Origin of the sequence: Castellaniella denitrificans, from assembly GCF_042653765.1 — a bacterium.
In the GTDB taxonomy this organism is placed as follows: Bacteria; Pseudomonadota; Gammaproteobacteria; order Burkholderiales; family Burkholderiaceae_B; genus Castellaniella; species Castellaniella denitrificans.
In genome coordinates, this window is the sequence record NZ_JBHSEZ010000028.1 from 292,788 (window position 1) to 306,332 (window position 13,545).

Genomic DNA, 13,545 nt, shown 5'->3' on the forward strand with positions numbered 1-13,545 from the left:
ATTCTGGCGCACGGTGGCGGTGATTTCCTCCATCGTGGCGGCGGTCTCGGCCAGGGAGCTGGCCTGTTCTTCCGTGCGCGAGGACAGGTCCAGGTTGCCGGCGGTGATCTGGCTCGAGGCCGAGGCGATGGAGTCCGCGCCGGTGCGCACGTCCAGCACGGTCTGCTGCAGGCTGACCATCATGTCGTGCAGATTGTGTTCCAGCGCGGTGAGCTCGTCCTTGCCCTGGGGCGTGACGTCGTGGTCGAGCTCCCGCCGTGCGACGGCGTCGGCCAGCGCCATGGCCTGCCGCAGGGGCTGGGTGATGGAGCGGCTGATGCGCCAGGCCAGCAGGATGCCGCAGGCCAGCGCCAGAATGGCCGCCAGCGTCACGAGAACCTGCGTCCGCTGGCCGGCCTGCTGGCTCTCGGCGAACAGTTGTCGTTCGCGTTCCTGCTGGAAGGTGTAGAGCGCGTCGATCGAATCCTGGTAGGCGGCGATCAGGCCCGGCATGTCCTGCAGGAAGAATTTGTTGGCCTTGTCTGCGTCGCCCTTCTTCTGGTCCTCGATGGCGGTCTTGCGCTGGCCGGTGTAGTTCTTGCGGGCCTCCAGCACTTTCTCGTACAGGGCCCGGCCCTCGGCGGTCTGGAGGAGCGTGCCGATCTGGTCCTGCAGGGAGGTGATGTGCTTCGAGGTGGTCGCCATCTTCGCCTGGATGGCCTCGCGCGCCGCGGGATCCGGGATGTGCGTCAGGGCGAGCGTGTGTTCCCCGTTGACCTCGACGGAGCGCGCCCATTGCAGGATCTTGGCGTTGATCTCGTTGCGGACCTGGACGGTCTCGCCGTTCTCCAGGTTTTTCCGTGTTTCCAGGACACCCAGGCCGGCGAGCAGTACGGTGATCAGGATCAGGATGCCGAACCCGAGCGAAAGTCTGGTGCTGATTTTGATGCCGCGTATGCTCATGATGGCTCCTTGGAGTCGGCGGGGGCGTGGCGCGCCAGGGTGTGCGCCACGATCATTCATGCAGAAACAGAATGAAATAACGCTATCTTTAACATGGGTAAGCGCCGGTGAGTGCGCCGAAATGACCCCTGGAAGCCGGGTATTTAGGCGCTAAGGGATTGCCGGAATCCTGGGGCGCGGAGCGCGCGACCGGGCCGGGTGCCCTATACTTTCCACATGAAGCTTCTTGCGCCGAGTCGGCCGTTCCGCGCCCTGTCCGCGCCCTGGATCTGGACCCTGTGTCTGGCCCTGGCGCTGCGCGCGCTGGTGCCGGCGGGCACGATGCTCGATGTCGAGGCCCGCGACGGCCTGTTCCCGAGCCTGGTGCTGTGCCCGGTGCAGAATCCGGGCCTGTCGATGGACGGCCACCACCATCCCGACGACCGTCCGCAGTCCCACGCCAGCCCCTTGTGCCTGCTGGCCCAGCACGCCGGCGGCTCGCCCCTGCCGGCGGTGGCGCCCGCCCTGGCCGCGGTCGCGATGGAGGCGGTCGCTCCGGCGCTGTTCCGGACCGCCGCGCCGCCGGCGCGGCGCGTGCGCGGAGCGCCCCTCGGTTCCCGGGCGCCGCCCCTGCCTTTCCTTTGATCGTTCCCTTTATCACGATTCATTCGAAAGGCTTCATCATGAAATTTTCTCTTGCCGCGGGCTTGATGGCCCTGCTCGGCCTGGCCTCGACCGCCCAGGCCCACGTCACCCTCGAAACGACCCAGGCCGCCGCGGGCAGCTATTACAAAGCGGTGCTGCGCGTCGGCCATGGCTGCGATGGCGCCGCCACCACCCGGCTGCGCGTGCGCATTCCCGACGGCGTGCTGGCGGCCAAGCCGCAGCCCAAGGCCGGCTGGACCCTGGACCTGACCCAGGGCAAGTACGAGCGGCCCCAGACCCTGCATGGCGCGCCGGTGGAAAGCGGCGTGCGCGAGATCAGCTGGAGCGGCGACCTGCCCGACGCCTACTATGACGAGTTCGTCTTCCGCGCCTATCTGTCGGACGCCCTCAAGCCCGGGCAGACCGTGTACTTCCCGGTCGTCCAGGAATGCGGGCAGGGCGTGTCGCGCTGGATCGACACCTCGGGCGATCCGGACGCGCAAGGCCCCGCGCCGGGCGTGAAGATCGTGGCGCCCGCCCATGGGGGAGAGGGCGGCCACGGCCATCACCCTTGAAGGCCGTTCTTTTCCTGGCCGCCTGCCTGTTGGCGTGGGGCCAGGCGGCGTGGGGGCATGCCGCGCTGGTGTCGGCCGACCCGGCACCCGGCGCCGTGCTCGACCGGGCGCCGGCCGCCGCCGTCCTGACGTTCAACGAACCCGTCAGCGTCACCGCGCTGCGGCTGGTCGGCCCGGAGGGGCCGCCCGTGGACGTGAAGCCGGAGGAGGCCGGGGGGAGCCGGATCCGCGTGCCGCTGCCCGGCGACGCGGCGCGGGGCGCCTACCTGCTCAGTTGGCGCGTCGTGTCGGCGGACGGGCATCCCGTGGGCGGTGCGCTGGACTATTCGGTCGGCGCGTTCGCCGGGCCGGCCAGGGCGATGCAAGCCGCCGCCCCGCCCGGCGGGCGCCAGGCGGCCATCTGGCTGGGCCGCTGGCTGGGCTACGCCTGCCTGTTCTCCTGCGTGGGCGCGGCCTTGTTCCGGGCGCGGGAACCGTCGGCCCGCCAGGCCTGGGCCCGGCACCTGGTCTGGATCGGCCTGATCCTGCTGCCCGTGAACCTGGGGCTGCAGGGGCTGGACTTGCTGGACCTGCCCGGATCGGCCCTGCTGGGCTGGCCCGCCTGGTCGGCCGCCCTGGACAGCCGCTATGCCTGGACGCTGGGCCTGACCGCCCTGGCGTTGCTGGCCTCGGCGGGGGCCTTGCGCGCCCGCCGGGCCGGGATCGCGCGCGGCTGCGCGGGCGCCGGCCTGGCGCTGGCGGGCGCGGCGCTGGCCGCCAGCGGCCATGCCGGAACGGCGCCGCCCCAGTGGCTGTCGCGCCCCCTGGTCGTGCTGCACGTGGCGACGGCGGCGGCCTGGCTGGGCGCGCTCGTGCCGCTGGCCCGCCTGCTGGGGAGCGGCCGGGATGGATCGGCCGGCCTGTCGCCGCTGGCCTGGTTCTCCCGCTGGATCACGCCCGTCGTGGCCATCCTGTTGGCGAGCGGGGCGGGGCTGGCGCTGCTGCAGCTGGACCGGCCCGGGGACTTGTGGCACACGCCCTATGGCATCGTCCTGAGCGTGAAGCTGGCGCTGGTGGGCGGGCTGCTCGGCATCGCGGCGTTCAACCGCTGGCGCTGCACCGGTCCCGTCCTGGCGGGCGATGCGGCGGCCCGCGGGCGCTTGCGGCGCAGCATCCTGGCGGAAACCGCCGTCGCCGTGGTCCTGCTGGGCGTGGTGTCGCTCTGGCGCTTCACCCCGCCGCCGCGCAGCCTGGACGCCGCCGGCGCCGCGTCCTCTCAGCGGAACGGCCATGGACCAGTGTCCTTCATGCTGTCCAATGACCGGGCGCATGCCATGGTGACGCGCTCGGGCGGCGCATGGCTCGTCGCCCTGAGCGATCCGTCCGGCAGGCCCCTGGCGGCCCAGGGGCTGACGCTGGCGCTGAGCGATCCGCAGGCCGGCATCGAGCCGCTGCGCCGGGAGGCCCGCCGCCTGGCCGATGGGCGCTGGCGCGCCGAAACGGGCCCCTTGCCGGTGTCCGGCGCCGGACACTGGCGGCTGAGCATGGAGATCCTGGTGGACGATTTCGAGCAGGTGACGCTGGAAGGGCCGCTGCCGCCCTGACCGGCTAGCGGCGGTCCGGAGCGGGGGAGACGGCGTTCCTTCCGCGGGCCGCCGGCGGAACCGGCATGCGCCGTGTGTCCAGGAACCTGGTGGACAGTTTAGAATCTCCCGTTCGGAGACCCCGCATCCACAAAAGGCCTGACATGAGCTCACTCCAGAAAGAAATCGACGAACGCACCAACCTGGCCGGCACCAACCGGTTCGAACTGCTCCTGTTTCGCCTGGGGACGGACGCGGTCCTGGGCCAGTCCGAGCTCTTCGGCATCAACGTGCTGAAGGTCCGCGAAATCGTGACCATGCCCGCCATCACGCCGATCGCGGGCGCGCCGAAGTTCTCGCTCGGCGTCGTGCACCTGCGCGACCAGGTGATTCCCGTGTACGACCTGCCCGGAATCATCGGCTGCAAGCTGGCGGCCGCGCCGACCCTGATGCTGGTCACGGAATACGCCCGCACCACCCAGGCGTTCACGGTCGAGTCGGTCGAGGACATCGTGCGGCTGGACTGGAACCAGGTCATCTCCGCCGAAAACACCGGCACGGGTCCCAGCCTGATCACCAGCATCGCCCGCCTGACCGAGGGCGGCGGCGACGAGGCGCGCCTGGCCCAGGTGCTGGACGTCGAGGCCATCCTGCAGGCCATCACGCCCGAGGAAAACCGCCATCAGGTCGATCCCAGGGAAGTCGGCGACAAGTTCGCCCTGAAGCCCGGCACCGTGGTGCTGGTGGCCGACGATTCCTTCGTGGCACGCGCCTTGATGGAACAGACCCTCAAGGCCATGGGAATCCCCTACGAGATGACCAAGTCCGGCCAGGAAGCCTGGAACCGCCTGAACACCCTGGCCGCGGCCGCCGAAGCCGAGGGCAAGACCATCCACGACAAGGTCTGCCTGATGCTGACCGACCTGGAAATGCCCGAAATGGACGGCTTCACGTTGACACGCAACATCAAGCAGGATCCCCGTTTCAGCGCCATGCCGGTGGTGATCCACTCGTCCCTGTCGGGCTCGGCCAACGAGAACCACGTGCGCAGCGTCGGCGCCAACGGCTACGTTCCCAAGTTTTCCGCGGAGGAACTGTCCTCCGCCATCCGCGGGGCGCTGGGGCACTGATTTTTACCGCCGGGCCGCCCCAAGGCAAGAACGCCCCCCGCGGGATGAGCCCGGACGCGGGACAGCCCCCGCGGATTGGCCCGCGCCTGGCGAACCCGGGCGGCATGCAGGCCGCGAGGCGGGCAGCGACGGGGGGCATTTTCATCATAGGAATCGATCATGCAAGACATCGTCATCGTGGAAGCCTGCCGTACCGCCATCGGGGATTTCGGCGGAGGGCTGAAGGACGTCGCCCCCTGCGAACTGGGTGAACTCGTGGTGCGCAACGTGCTGGAGCGCGCGGGCGTGGCGGCGGCCGACGTCGGCCACGTCGTCTTCGGCCATGTCATCAACACCGAGCCGCGCGACATGTATCTGTCGCGCGTGGCGGCGCTGAACGCGGGCATCCCCCAGGCCGTGCCGGCCTTCAACGTCAACCGCCTCTGCGGCTCGGGCCTGCAGGCCATCGTGTCCGCCGCCCAGGTGCTGATGCTGGGCGACGCCGAGGTCGCCATCGGCGCCGGGGCCGAAAGCATGAGCCGCGCGCCCTACGTGGCGGTGGGCCAGCGCTGGGGGTCGCGCATGGGCGATTCGCGCCTGGTGGACATGATGACGGGGGCGCTGTCCTGCCCGTTCGAGAAATACCACATGGGCGTCACGGCCGAGAACGTGGCGCAGAAATACGGCATCAGCCGCGAGGACCAGGACGCCTTGGCGCTGGAATCGCACCGCCGCGCGGCCCGCGCCATCGAGCAGGGCTATTTCAAGCAGCAGATCGTGCCGGTGACGCAGAAGACTCGCAAGGGCGAGATCGTGTTCGACCAGGACGAGCACGTGCGCTTCGACGCCGGCCCCGAAAGCTTCAGCAAGCTCAAGCCCGTCTTCGCCAAGGAAAACGGCACCGTCACGGCGGGCAACGCGTCCGGCCTGAACGATGGCGCGGCCGCCGTGCTGCTGATGACGGAACAGGCCGCCCGGGCCCGGGGGCTGACCCCCATGGCCCGCCTGGTGTCCTACGGCCATGCCGGCGTGGATCCGCAGTACATGGGCATCGGCCCGGTGCCGGCCACGCGCGCCGCCCTGGCGCGCGCCGGCCTGACCCTGGACCAGATCGACGTGATCGAGGCCAACGAGGCCTTCGCCGCCCAGGCCTGCGCGGTGTCCCGCGAACTGGGCTTCGATCCGGACAAGGTCAATCCCAACGGCAGCGGCATCAGCCTGGGGCACCCGATCGGCGCCACCGGCGCCCTGATCACGGTCAAGGCCCTGCACGAACTACGGCGTGTCCAGGGCCGCCATGCCCTGGTCACCATGTGCATCGGCGGCGGGCAGGGCATCGCCGCCATCTTCGAGCGCCTGTAGTGGCGCGGTCTCGCGCCGTCCGGGACGACCGGCGGTCGGCCGTCGAGGCCGACCTGCCGACCCTGTCGGAAGAGGACGGCATCCGCTACCTGCACTTCGACTCGGAATGGATCCAGGGGGCGATGCGCATCGCCCGGCCGTCCGAGCTGGTGCTGGCCTATACCCAGCAGATGATGGCCTGGCTGCTGTTCGCGCCGGCCGGCGCGCGCGACCGCATCGGCATCCTGGGGCTGGGCGCGGGATCGCTGCTGCGCTTCACCCTGCGGCATACCCGGTCCCAGGTGGAAACGGTCGAGCGCAATCCCGCCGTCACGGCCTTGTGCCGGGCGTTCTTCCGCCTGCCGGGCGGCGTGCGGTCCGTCGTCGATCATGCCGACGCGCGCGACTGGGTGGCCGAGCCGGGCAGGGCGGGGCGCTACCGGGCGCTGATGGTGGACCTGTACGACAGCCGGGCCGAAGGCCCCGTGTGCGGCGACCCGGATTTCTACCGGGACTGCCATCGGGTCCTGGACGAGCCGGGCGTGATGAGCGTGAACCTCTTCGGCCACCACGAAAGCTTCGAGGAAAACCTGCGGGGCATCCGCGCCGCTTTCGACGGGCGCGTGCTGTGCCTGCCGGAAATCGACGAGGGCAACACCGTGGTCCTGGCCTTCAAGGGCGATGCCCTGGACCTGTCGCGCCAGGACCTGCTGGACCGGGCCGAGCGGCTGGAATCCCGCACCGGCCTGCCGGCGCGGCGCTGGGCGCGGTCGCTGCTGGCCCGGGGTTGAAGGGGCCGGTGCTTGCGGTGGGTTCGGCATTTGACAGCTTTTCAAATCCCCCATAAAATTGCGTTCTTTCCCGATGCAGGCGGTTAGCTCAGTTGGTTAGAGCGCTACGTTGACATCGTAGAGGTCGCTGGTTCGAATCCAGTACTGCCTACCATTGCATCCGGAAACACCAGGCCAGTCCTGCAAAAAAAGCCGCGCGATCGAACGATGCGCGGCTTTTTGCTGTTTTGCAACAATCCTCGCCTTCGCAGGTCGTCCAGCCGCGCCGAATCCAGTGCGTGCCCTGTATCAAATTGATTGTTGCCCTCCCGATTGCTACACTGGGAAGATTCCTTCCTGCACGGCAAATTCAGGCTTTTTATCGACGCGGCGCAGGCCGCGTTTCGCATTTTCAGGACACGCTTAAATGGTTTGCATCACCCTTCCCGACGGTTCGCGGCGCGAATTCGACCATCCCGTTTCCGTGCACGAGGTCGCGCGCTCCATCGGGACCGGGCTGGGCAAGGCGGCGCTGGCCGGCCGGCTGGCCGTGGACGGCGAACCGGCGCGCCTGGTGGACACCAGCCACGTGATCGACCGGGATGCCTCCTTGAGCATCGTCACTGACAAGGACGCCGAAGGCCTGGACCTGATCCGGCACTCCACGGCGCACCTGCTGGCCTACGCGGTCAAGACCCTGTTTCCCGACGCCCAGGTCACCATCGGCCCGGTGATCGACAACGGTTTCTACTACGATTTCTCGTACAAGCGGCCCTTCACGCCGGAAGACCTGGAAGCCATCGAAAAGAAGATGGCCGAACTGGCGCGCCGCGACGAAGCCGTGACGCGCGAGGAATGGGACCGGGACGAGGCCGTGAAGTTCTTCCGCGGCATCGGCGAGGCCTACAAGGCCGAGATCATCGCCTCGATCCCCACCAACGAAAAGATCAGCCTGTACCGCGAGGGCGACTTCATCGACCTGTGCCGCGGCCCGCACGTGCCGTCCACCGGCCGCCTGCGAGTGTTCAAGCTGATGAAGGTCGCCGGGGCCTACTGGCGCGGCGACAGCAACAATGAAATGCTGCAGCGCATCTACGGCACCGCCTGGGCCCGCAAGGAAGACCAGGACGCCTACCTGCACATGCTCGAGCAGGCCGAACTGCGCGACCACCGCCGCATCGGCCGCGAGCTGGACCTGTTCCACTTCCAGGACGAGGCGCCGGGCCTGATCTTCTGGCACCCCAAGGGCTGGACGGTCTGGCAGCAGGTCGAGCAATACATGCGCCAGGTGTACCAGGACAACGGCTACCAGGAAGTCAAGGCGCCGCAGATCCTGGACCTGTCCCTGTGGAAGAAGACCGGCCACTGGGACAATTACCAGGAAAACATGTTCACGACGGAGTCCGAGAACCGCGTGTACGGCCTGAAGCCCATGAACTGTCCGGGCCACGTGCAGATCTTCAACGCCGGCCTGCACTCCTACCGCGAACTGCCGCTGCGCTACGGCGAATTCGGCCAGTGCCACCGCAACGAGCCCTCCGGTTCGCTGCACGGCATGATGCGCGTGCGCGGCTTCACCCAGGACGATGGGCACATCTTCTGCACGGAAGACCAGCTCCAGGAAGAGTGCGCCGCCTTCACGCGCCTGCTGCAGAAGGTCTACGCCGACTTCGGCTTCACCGAGATCCTGTACAAGGTCGCCACCCGCCCCGAAAAGCGCATCGGCGCCGACGAGGTCTGGGACAAGGCCGAGCAGGCCCTGAAGGACAGCCTGGACCTGTCCCACTGCGACTACGAAGTCTCGGAAGGAGAGGGCGCCTTCTACGGTCCGAAGATCGAATACACCCTGAAGGACGCCATCGGCCGCCATTGGCAGTGCGGCACCATCCAGGTGGACTTTTCCATGCCCGCGCGCCTGGGGGCCGAATACGTCGACGCCCAGGACCAGCGCCGCACGCCCGTGATGCTGCACCGGGCCATCCTGGGATCCCTGGAACGCTTCATCGGCATGCTGATCGAAAACCACGCCGGGGCGCTGCCCGCCTGGCTGGCGCCGCACCATGCCGTGATCTGCTGCATCTCCGACGGTTCCGCCGCCTATGCCGAACAGCTCGCCCGGGACCTGAAGCAACAGGGCCTGCGCGTGTTCGCCGACGTGCGGGGCGAAAAGATCACCCGTAAAATCCGCGAACATAGCCTGCAGAAAATCCCGTATATTCTGGTCGTCGGCGACAAGGAGCGCGAATCCGGCGCCGTGTCCGTGCGCGGGCGCGGCAACCTGGATCTGGGCACGATGCCGGTGGCGGATTTCACCGCCCGACTGAAGCACGAAATCTCGACCCGACAGCAGGGGACCGAACCGGCGCAGGCCTGATTCGCCCCTTTTTCATCAACTCACAGGAGTTCTCGACATCGCAACCGAAAAGAAACACCGCGTCAACGGTGAGATCCGCATTCATGAAGTCCGCCTGATCGGCGTGGATGGCGAACAGCTGGGTATCGTTCGCACATCCGAGGCCTTGTCCATGGCCGAACAGAACGACGTCGACCTGGTCGAAATCGCCCCCACGGCCAGCCCCCCGGTCTGCCGCCTGATGGACTACGGCAAGTTCAAGTACCAGGAACAGAAGCGCCAGGCCGAAGCCCGTTCCCGCCAGAAGATCATCCAGGTCAAGGAAGTCAAGTTCCGCCCGGGTACCGACGAAGGCGACTACCAGGTGAAGCTGCGCAATCTGCGCCGCTTCATCGAGGATGGCGACAAGGCCAAGGTCACGCTGCGTTTCCGCGGCCGCGAGATGGCCCACCAGGAACTCGGCATGCGCGTCCTCGAACGGGTGCGCGACGACCTGGGCGAACTGGTCCTGGTCGAGGCCATGCCCAAGCTCGAAGGCCGCCAGATGGTGATGGTGCTGGCGCCACGCAAGAAAGCGGGATGAGATCGGACACGAAATGGTCCCTGCGGACCATTTCGTGCCGATCGAATCCGAGCCGCTTGCAAGCGGCGAGGTGAAGCGCCGCCCCGGTTGGAGAGCCCCAGCGGGGCACCAGAGGTATTACAGAGGCATTCATGCATTTTCTGTTCGTCATCGATCCGCTGCCCGCCCTGAAGGCCTGGAAGGATTCCTCCGTCGCCATCATGCGCAGCCTGGCGGCGCAGGGGCACGACTTCAGCTTCGCCACGATGGGCGACCTGTACGTTCTGGAAGGCCGCGTGCGGGTCTCCGCCACGGCGATGCGTCTGCGCGCCGATGCCGACTGGCACGGCCACGACTGGTGGACGCAGGACGCCGCGCCGCGCGAATGCGCGCTCGCCGACTTCGACGCGGTGCTGATGCGCAAGGACCCGCCCTTCGACATGGAATACGTCTACGCGACGCACTTGTTCGACTATGCGGCGGCCCAGGGCGCGCGCGTGTTCAATGCCGGGTCGGCGATCCGCAACCATCCGGAAAAGCTCGCCATCATCGAGTTCGCGCAGTACACGGCCCCCACCCTGGTCAGCCGCGACATGGCGCGGCTGCGCGCCTTCCACGCGCAGCACGGCGACGTCATCGTCAAGCCCCTGGACGGCATGGGCGGCAGCGGCATCTTCCGCCTGCGGCCCGAAGAGCCGAACCTGGGCTCCATCCTGGAAACCCTGACGGAATTGGGCGCGCGGACCATCATGGCGCAGCGCTACATCCCCGAGATCCTCGACGGCGACAAGCGCATCCTGATCATCGGCGGCGAGCCGGTGCCGTTCGCCCTGGCGCGCGTCCCGCTCGTGGGCGAGAGCCGCGGCAACCTGGCCGCCGGCGGACGCGGGCGCGCCCAGCCGCTGTCGGACCGCGACCTCGAACTGGCCCGGGCCGTGGGCCGGAAGCTGGCGGGGCGCGGCCTGCTGCTGATCGGCCTGGACGTGATCGGCGACTACATCACCGAGATCAACGTCACCAGCCCCACCTGTTTCGTGGAAATCACCGAGCAGACCGGCTACGACGTGGCCGGCCGCTTCGTGGAGGCCCTGGTCCAGGCCGTGAATGGCGGTACGTCGTCATGAATACCCGCATCGCCCTGGTCATGCACGAGCCCCTGGGCGCGGCCTTCGAGGCCTGCGCCCGGCACGTGCTGGGCCGGGTGCCGGACCTGACGGTCTTCGACATCGCGCCCGACGCCGATCCCGCCACCCAGACCGGGCGCATCCTGGAATGGATGCGCGCGCGCGGGCCCGCCGAGCCCGTCCTGATCCTGTGCGACCTGTACGGAGCGACGCCGTTCAACATCGCCGCCCAGGCGCTGCGCCAGGCGCTGGACGATGGCTATGTGGCGCACCTGCTGACCGGCACCAACGCCTGCATGGTGCTGAAAGCCTTGACAGACCAGCAGGAAAACCCCGAATCTCTCAGTGAACGCGTGCGTCAGGGGGCGTTGCGCGGAATCGTGAATGCGGAACCCCCGTGTGCCTGCTAGGAGCCCGTGCCCATGCCTTCCATCGATCTGGTGATTTCGAACAAGCTGGGATTGCATGCGCGCGCGGCGGCCAAGCTGACCCAACTGGCCGGGCGCTATCGTAGCGACATCTTCATTTCGCGGGGGGCCCAGCGCGTCAACGCCAAGAGCATCATGGGCGTGATGATGCTGGCCGCGGGCCTGGGCGTCACCGTCCGGATCGACGCCCAGGGCGAGGACGAGGCCCAGGCCCTGAACGACATCCGGGCCCTGTTCGAGGGGCGTTTCGGAGAAGCGGAATAAGCCAGGCCGCGCCCCGCATGAATTCGCCGGAACCCGTTTCGTCCGCGATCTCCTCCACCCTGTGCCTGTACGGCCAGGGGGTGGTGCGCGGCTACGCCATCGGCCGGGCCGTGGTCATGAGCGCGGCCTCGCTCGAGGTCGCGCACTACCGCATCGCCGACGAGGACATCGAATCCGAGCAGCGGCGTTTCACGCGCGCGGTGGACGAGACCGTGCGCGACCTGAGCCAGATGGCCGAGGACCTGCCGGCCGACGCGCCGCGCGAACTGGGCGTGCTGCTGTCGGTGCACGCCATGCTGCTGCAGGATCCCATGCTGGTGCAGTCCGTCTGCCAGCTGATCGCGGAGCGCCGGTACAACGCCGAGTGGGCGCTGACGACCCAGGGCCAGATCCTGGTGGAGCAGTTCTCCCTGATGGAGGACGCCTACCTGCGCGAGCGCGGCGGGGACGTGCGCCAGGTGATCGAGCGCGTCCTGCGGGCGCTGTCGGGATCCAAGCACTGGCTGCCGAACCTGGACGCGGTGGCCGTCGACGGCAGCCTGATCGTGGTGGCGCGCGACATCTCCCCGGCCGACATGATGCGCCTGAGGGGCGGGCGCTTCGGCGCATTCCTGACGGACCTGGGCGGCGCCACCTCGCACACGGCCATCGTGGCGCGCAGCATGAACGTGCCGGCCGTGGTCGGCATGGGATTGGTGCGCACGCTGGTGCGCGACGGCGACCGGCTGATCGTCGACGGCCTGAACGGACTGGTCCTGGTCAATCCCTCGGACGCCGTGCTGCGGGAATACCAGGAACGGCAGGCGGCCTTCCTGCGCGAGCGCGACGAGCTCAAGGCGCTGCGCTTCGCGCCGGCCGTGACGCTCGACGGCATCCAGATTCGCATGGAAGCCAATATCGAATTGCCCGAGGAGGCCGCCGACGCGCTGGCGGCCGGCGCCGAGGGCATCGGGCTGTTCCGCAGCGAATTCCTGTTCATGGGACGCCCCGACCTGCCGGGCGAGGAAGAGCAGTACGAGGCCTACGCCTCGGTCGTGCGTACCATGGCGGGCCGGCCGGTCACCATCCGCACGCTGGACATCGGCGCCGACAAGACGCTCGACGGCGAGGCGACCGTGGCCACCAATCCGGCGCTGGGCCTGCGCGCGATCCGCTATTGCCTGGCCAATCCCGAGATGTTCAACACGCAGCTGCGCGCGCTGCTGCGGGCCGCCGTGCACGGGCCGATCCGGGTGCTGTTCCCCATGGTGTCGCACATGCACGAGATCCATGCCGCCCGCCGCGCCCTGGCGCGGGCCGCCGAGGAACTGCGCGCCCAGGGCCTGCCCCACGACGCCGGCGTGCAGGTGGGCGCCATGGTCGAGATCCCCGCCATGGCCATCGCCATCGAGCCCTTCGCCGAGGCGCTCGACTTCCTGTCCATCGGCACCAACGACCTGATCCAGTACGTGCTGGCGATCGACCGGGGGGACACCGACGTCGCGTCCCTGTACGATCCGATGCACCCGGCGGTGCTGCGCCTGATCGCGCACACCATCAATGCCGGCGAGCGGGTGGGCAAGCCCGTGTCGATCTGCGGCGAGATGGCCGGCGACGTGCGCGTTACCCGCATGCTGCTGGGCCTGGGTCTGACCGGGTTTTCCATGCATCCGCAGCAGCTGCTGGACGTGAAGAAGGAAATCCGCAAGGCGCATTCCAACGCCCTGCGGGTCAAGGTCGCGTCGGCCCTGAACCGGGCCGAGCGCATCGACCTGTCCACCCTGGACGCCTGAGTCCCGCCTGGAAGCCCGGCCGGCGCCATCGGGTGCGGGCGGGCACGGGTTCACCGGGTCCGCCGGTTCGCTGATAGAATCGTCAGGCGGCTGTACCCTGGTTTCCGACCCCGACATTT

Annotated in this window: 13 protein-coding genes and 1 tRNA gene; 13 read left to right on the forward strand and 1 reads right to left on the reverse strand. The window is 68.5% G+C overall.

Annotated elements, in window-relative coordinates; genetic code table 11:
• The coding region (locus tag ACFO27_RS13480) for an MCP four helix bundle domain-containing protein (protein WP_376817787.1) at nucleotides 1–942 on the reverse strand (942 nt) is incomplete at its 3' end.
• A gap of 216 nt (nucleotides 943–1,158) precedes the next feature.
• Here ACFO27_RS13480 and ACFO27_RS13485 point away from each other — a divergent pair.
• From ACFO27_RS13485 to ptsP, 13 genes are all read left to right on the forward strand, one after another.
• Nucleotides 1,159–1,566 carry a DUF2946 family protein gene (locus tag ACFO27_RS13485; RefSeq protein ID WP_376817788.1) on the forward strand — a complete coding sequence of 136 codons (408 nt, stop codon included), beginning with the start codon at nucleotides 1,159–1,161 and terminating at the stop codon, nucleotides 1,564–1,566.
• A gap of 38 nt (nucleotides 1,567–1,604) precedes the next feature.
• Nucleotides 1,605–2,141, forward strand: coding sequence for a YcnI family copper-binding membrane protein (locus ACFO27_RS13490; RefSeq protein ID WP_376817789.1), 537 nt, complete (start codon nucleotides 1,605–1,607; stop codon nucleotides 2,139–2,141).
• Nucleotides 2,138–3,724 (forward strand): copper resistance CopC/CopD family protein, encoded by a 1,587-nt coding sequence (locus tag ACFO27_RS13495; RefSeq protein WP_376817790.1) that lies wholly within the window; start codon nucleotides 2,138–2,140, stop codon nucleotides 3,722–3,724. Before ACFO27_RS13490 ends, ACFO27_RS13495 begins: the two co-directional genes overlap by 4 nt.
• Nucleotides 3,725–3,867: 143 nt before the next feature.
• Nucleotides 3,868–4,833, forward strand: coding sequence for a chemotaxis protein (locus tag ACFO27_RS13500; protein ID WP_376817791.1), 966 nt, complete (start codon nucleotides 3,868–3,870; stop codon nucleotides 4,831–4,833).
• 159 nt (nucleotides 4,834–4,992) lie between these two features.
• Nucleotides 4,993–6,174 (forward strand): acetyl-CoA C-acyltransferase family protein, encoded by a 1,182-nt coding sequence (locus tag ACFO27_RS13505; protein WP_323024834.1) that lies wholly within the window; start codon nucleotides 4,993–4,995, stop codon nucleotides 6,172–6,174.
• Entirely contained in the window at nucleotides 6,174–6,944 is a 771-nt protein-coding gene (locus tag ACFO27_RS13510) for a class I SAM-dependent methyltransferase (RefSeq protein ID WP_376817792.1), read from the forward strand. Before ACFO27_RS13505 ends, ACFO27_RS13510 begins: the two co-directional genes overlap by 1 nt.
• Nucleotides 6,945–7,021: 77 nt before the next feature.
• Nucleotides 7,022–7,098, forward strand: a tRNA-Val gene (locus ACFO27_RS13515).
• A 252-nt stretch (nucleotides 7,099–7,350) separates the two neighbouring features.
• Complete coding sequence (gene thrS / locus ACFO27_RS13520) at nucleotides 7,351–9,297, forward strand: threonine--tRNA ligase (RefSeq protein ID WP_376817793.1); 1,947 nt, start codon at nucleotides 7,351–7,353, stop codon at nucleotides 9,295–9,297.
• Between the two features lie 37 nt (nucleotides 9,298–9,334).
• Nucleotides 9,335–9,859 carry a translation initiation factor IF-3 gene (gene infC / locus ACFO27_RS13525; RefSeq protein WP_376818061.1) on the forward strand — a complete coding sequence of 175 codons (525 nt, stop codon included), beginning with the start codon at nucleotides 9,335–9,337 and terminating at the stop codon, nucleotides 9,857–9,859.
• Nucleotides 9,860–9,990: 131 nt separating this feature from the next.
• On the forward strand, nucleotides 9,991–10,962 hold the full coding sequence (gene gshB, locus ACFO27_RS13530; protein ID WP_376817794.1) for a glutathione synthase: 972 nt from the start codon (nucleotides 9,991–9,993) through the stop codon (nucleotides 10,960–10,962).
• Nucleotides 10,959–11,372: a PTS sugar transporter subunit IIA gene (locus tag ACFO27_RS13535; protein ID WP_376817795.1), complete on the forward strand. Its 414-nt coding sequence runs from the start codon at nucleotides 10,959–10,961 to the stop codon at nucleotides 11,370–11,372. The genes gshB and ACFO27_RS13535 overlap by 4 nt, the downstream gene beginning before the upstream one ends.
• 12 nt (nucleotides 11,373–11,384) lie before the next feature.
• A complete protein-coding gene (locus ACFO27_RS13540; protein WP_376817796.1) occupies nucleotides 11,385–11,654 on the forward strand; it encodes an HPr family phosphocarrier protein in 270 nt (89 codons plus the stop codon).
• A gap of 17 nt (nucleotides 11,655–11,671) precedes the next feature.
• The gene (gene ptsP / locus ACFO27_RS13545) at nucleotides 11,672–13,426 is read left to right on the forward strand and encodes a phosphoenolpyruvate--protein phosphotransferase (RefSeq protein WP_376817797.1); all 1,755 of its coding nucleotides are present in this window, start codon (nucleotides 11,672–11,674) and stop codon (nucleotides 13,424–13,426) included.
• Nucleotides 13,427–13,545: the final 119 nt, after the last annotated feature.

Coding starts and splice junctions, on each gene's coding strand:
- ACFO27_RS13535 (WP_376817795.1), top strand. CDS start 10,959: ATGAATACCCGCATCGCCCTGGTCATGCACGAGCCCCTGGGCGCGGCC.
- ACFO27_RS13500 (WP_376817791.1), top strand. CDS start 3,868: ATGAGCTCACTCCAGAAAGAAATCGACGAACGCACCAACCTGGCCGGC.
- ACFO27_RS13505 (WP_323024834.1), top strand. CDS start 4,993: ATGCAAGACATCGTCATCGTGGAAGCCTGCCGTACCGCCATCGGGGAT.
- ACFO27_RS13485 (WP_376817788.1), top strand. CDS start 1,159: ATGAAGCTTCTTGCGCCGAGTCGGCCGTTCCGCGCCCTGTCCGCGCCC.
- ACFO27_RS13540 (WP_376817796.1), top strand. CDS start 11,385: ATGCCTTCCATCGATCTGGTGATTTCGAACAAGCTGGGATTGCATGCG.
- ptsP (WP_376817797.1), top strand. CDS start 11,672: ATGAATTCGCCGGAACCCGTTTCGTCCGCGATCTCCTCCACCCTGTGC.
- gshB (WP_376817794.1), top strand. CDS start 9,991: ATGCATTTTCTGTTCGTCATCGATCCGCTGCCCGCCCTGAAGGCCTGG.
- thrS (WP_376817793.1), top strand. CDS start 7,351: ATGGTTTGCATCACCCTTCCCGACGGTTCGCGGCGCGAATTCGACCAT.
- ACFO27_RS13490 (WP_376817789.1), top strand. CDS start 1,605: ATGAAATTTTCTCTTGCCGCGGGCTTGATGGCCCTGCTCGGCCTGGCC.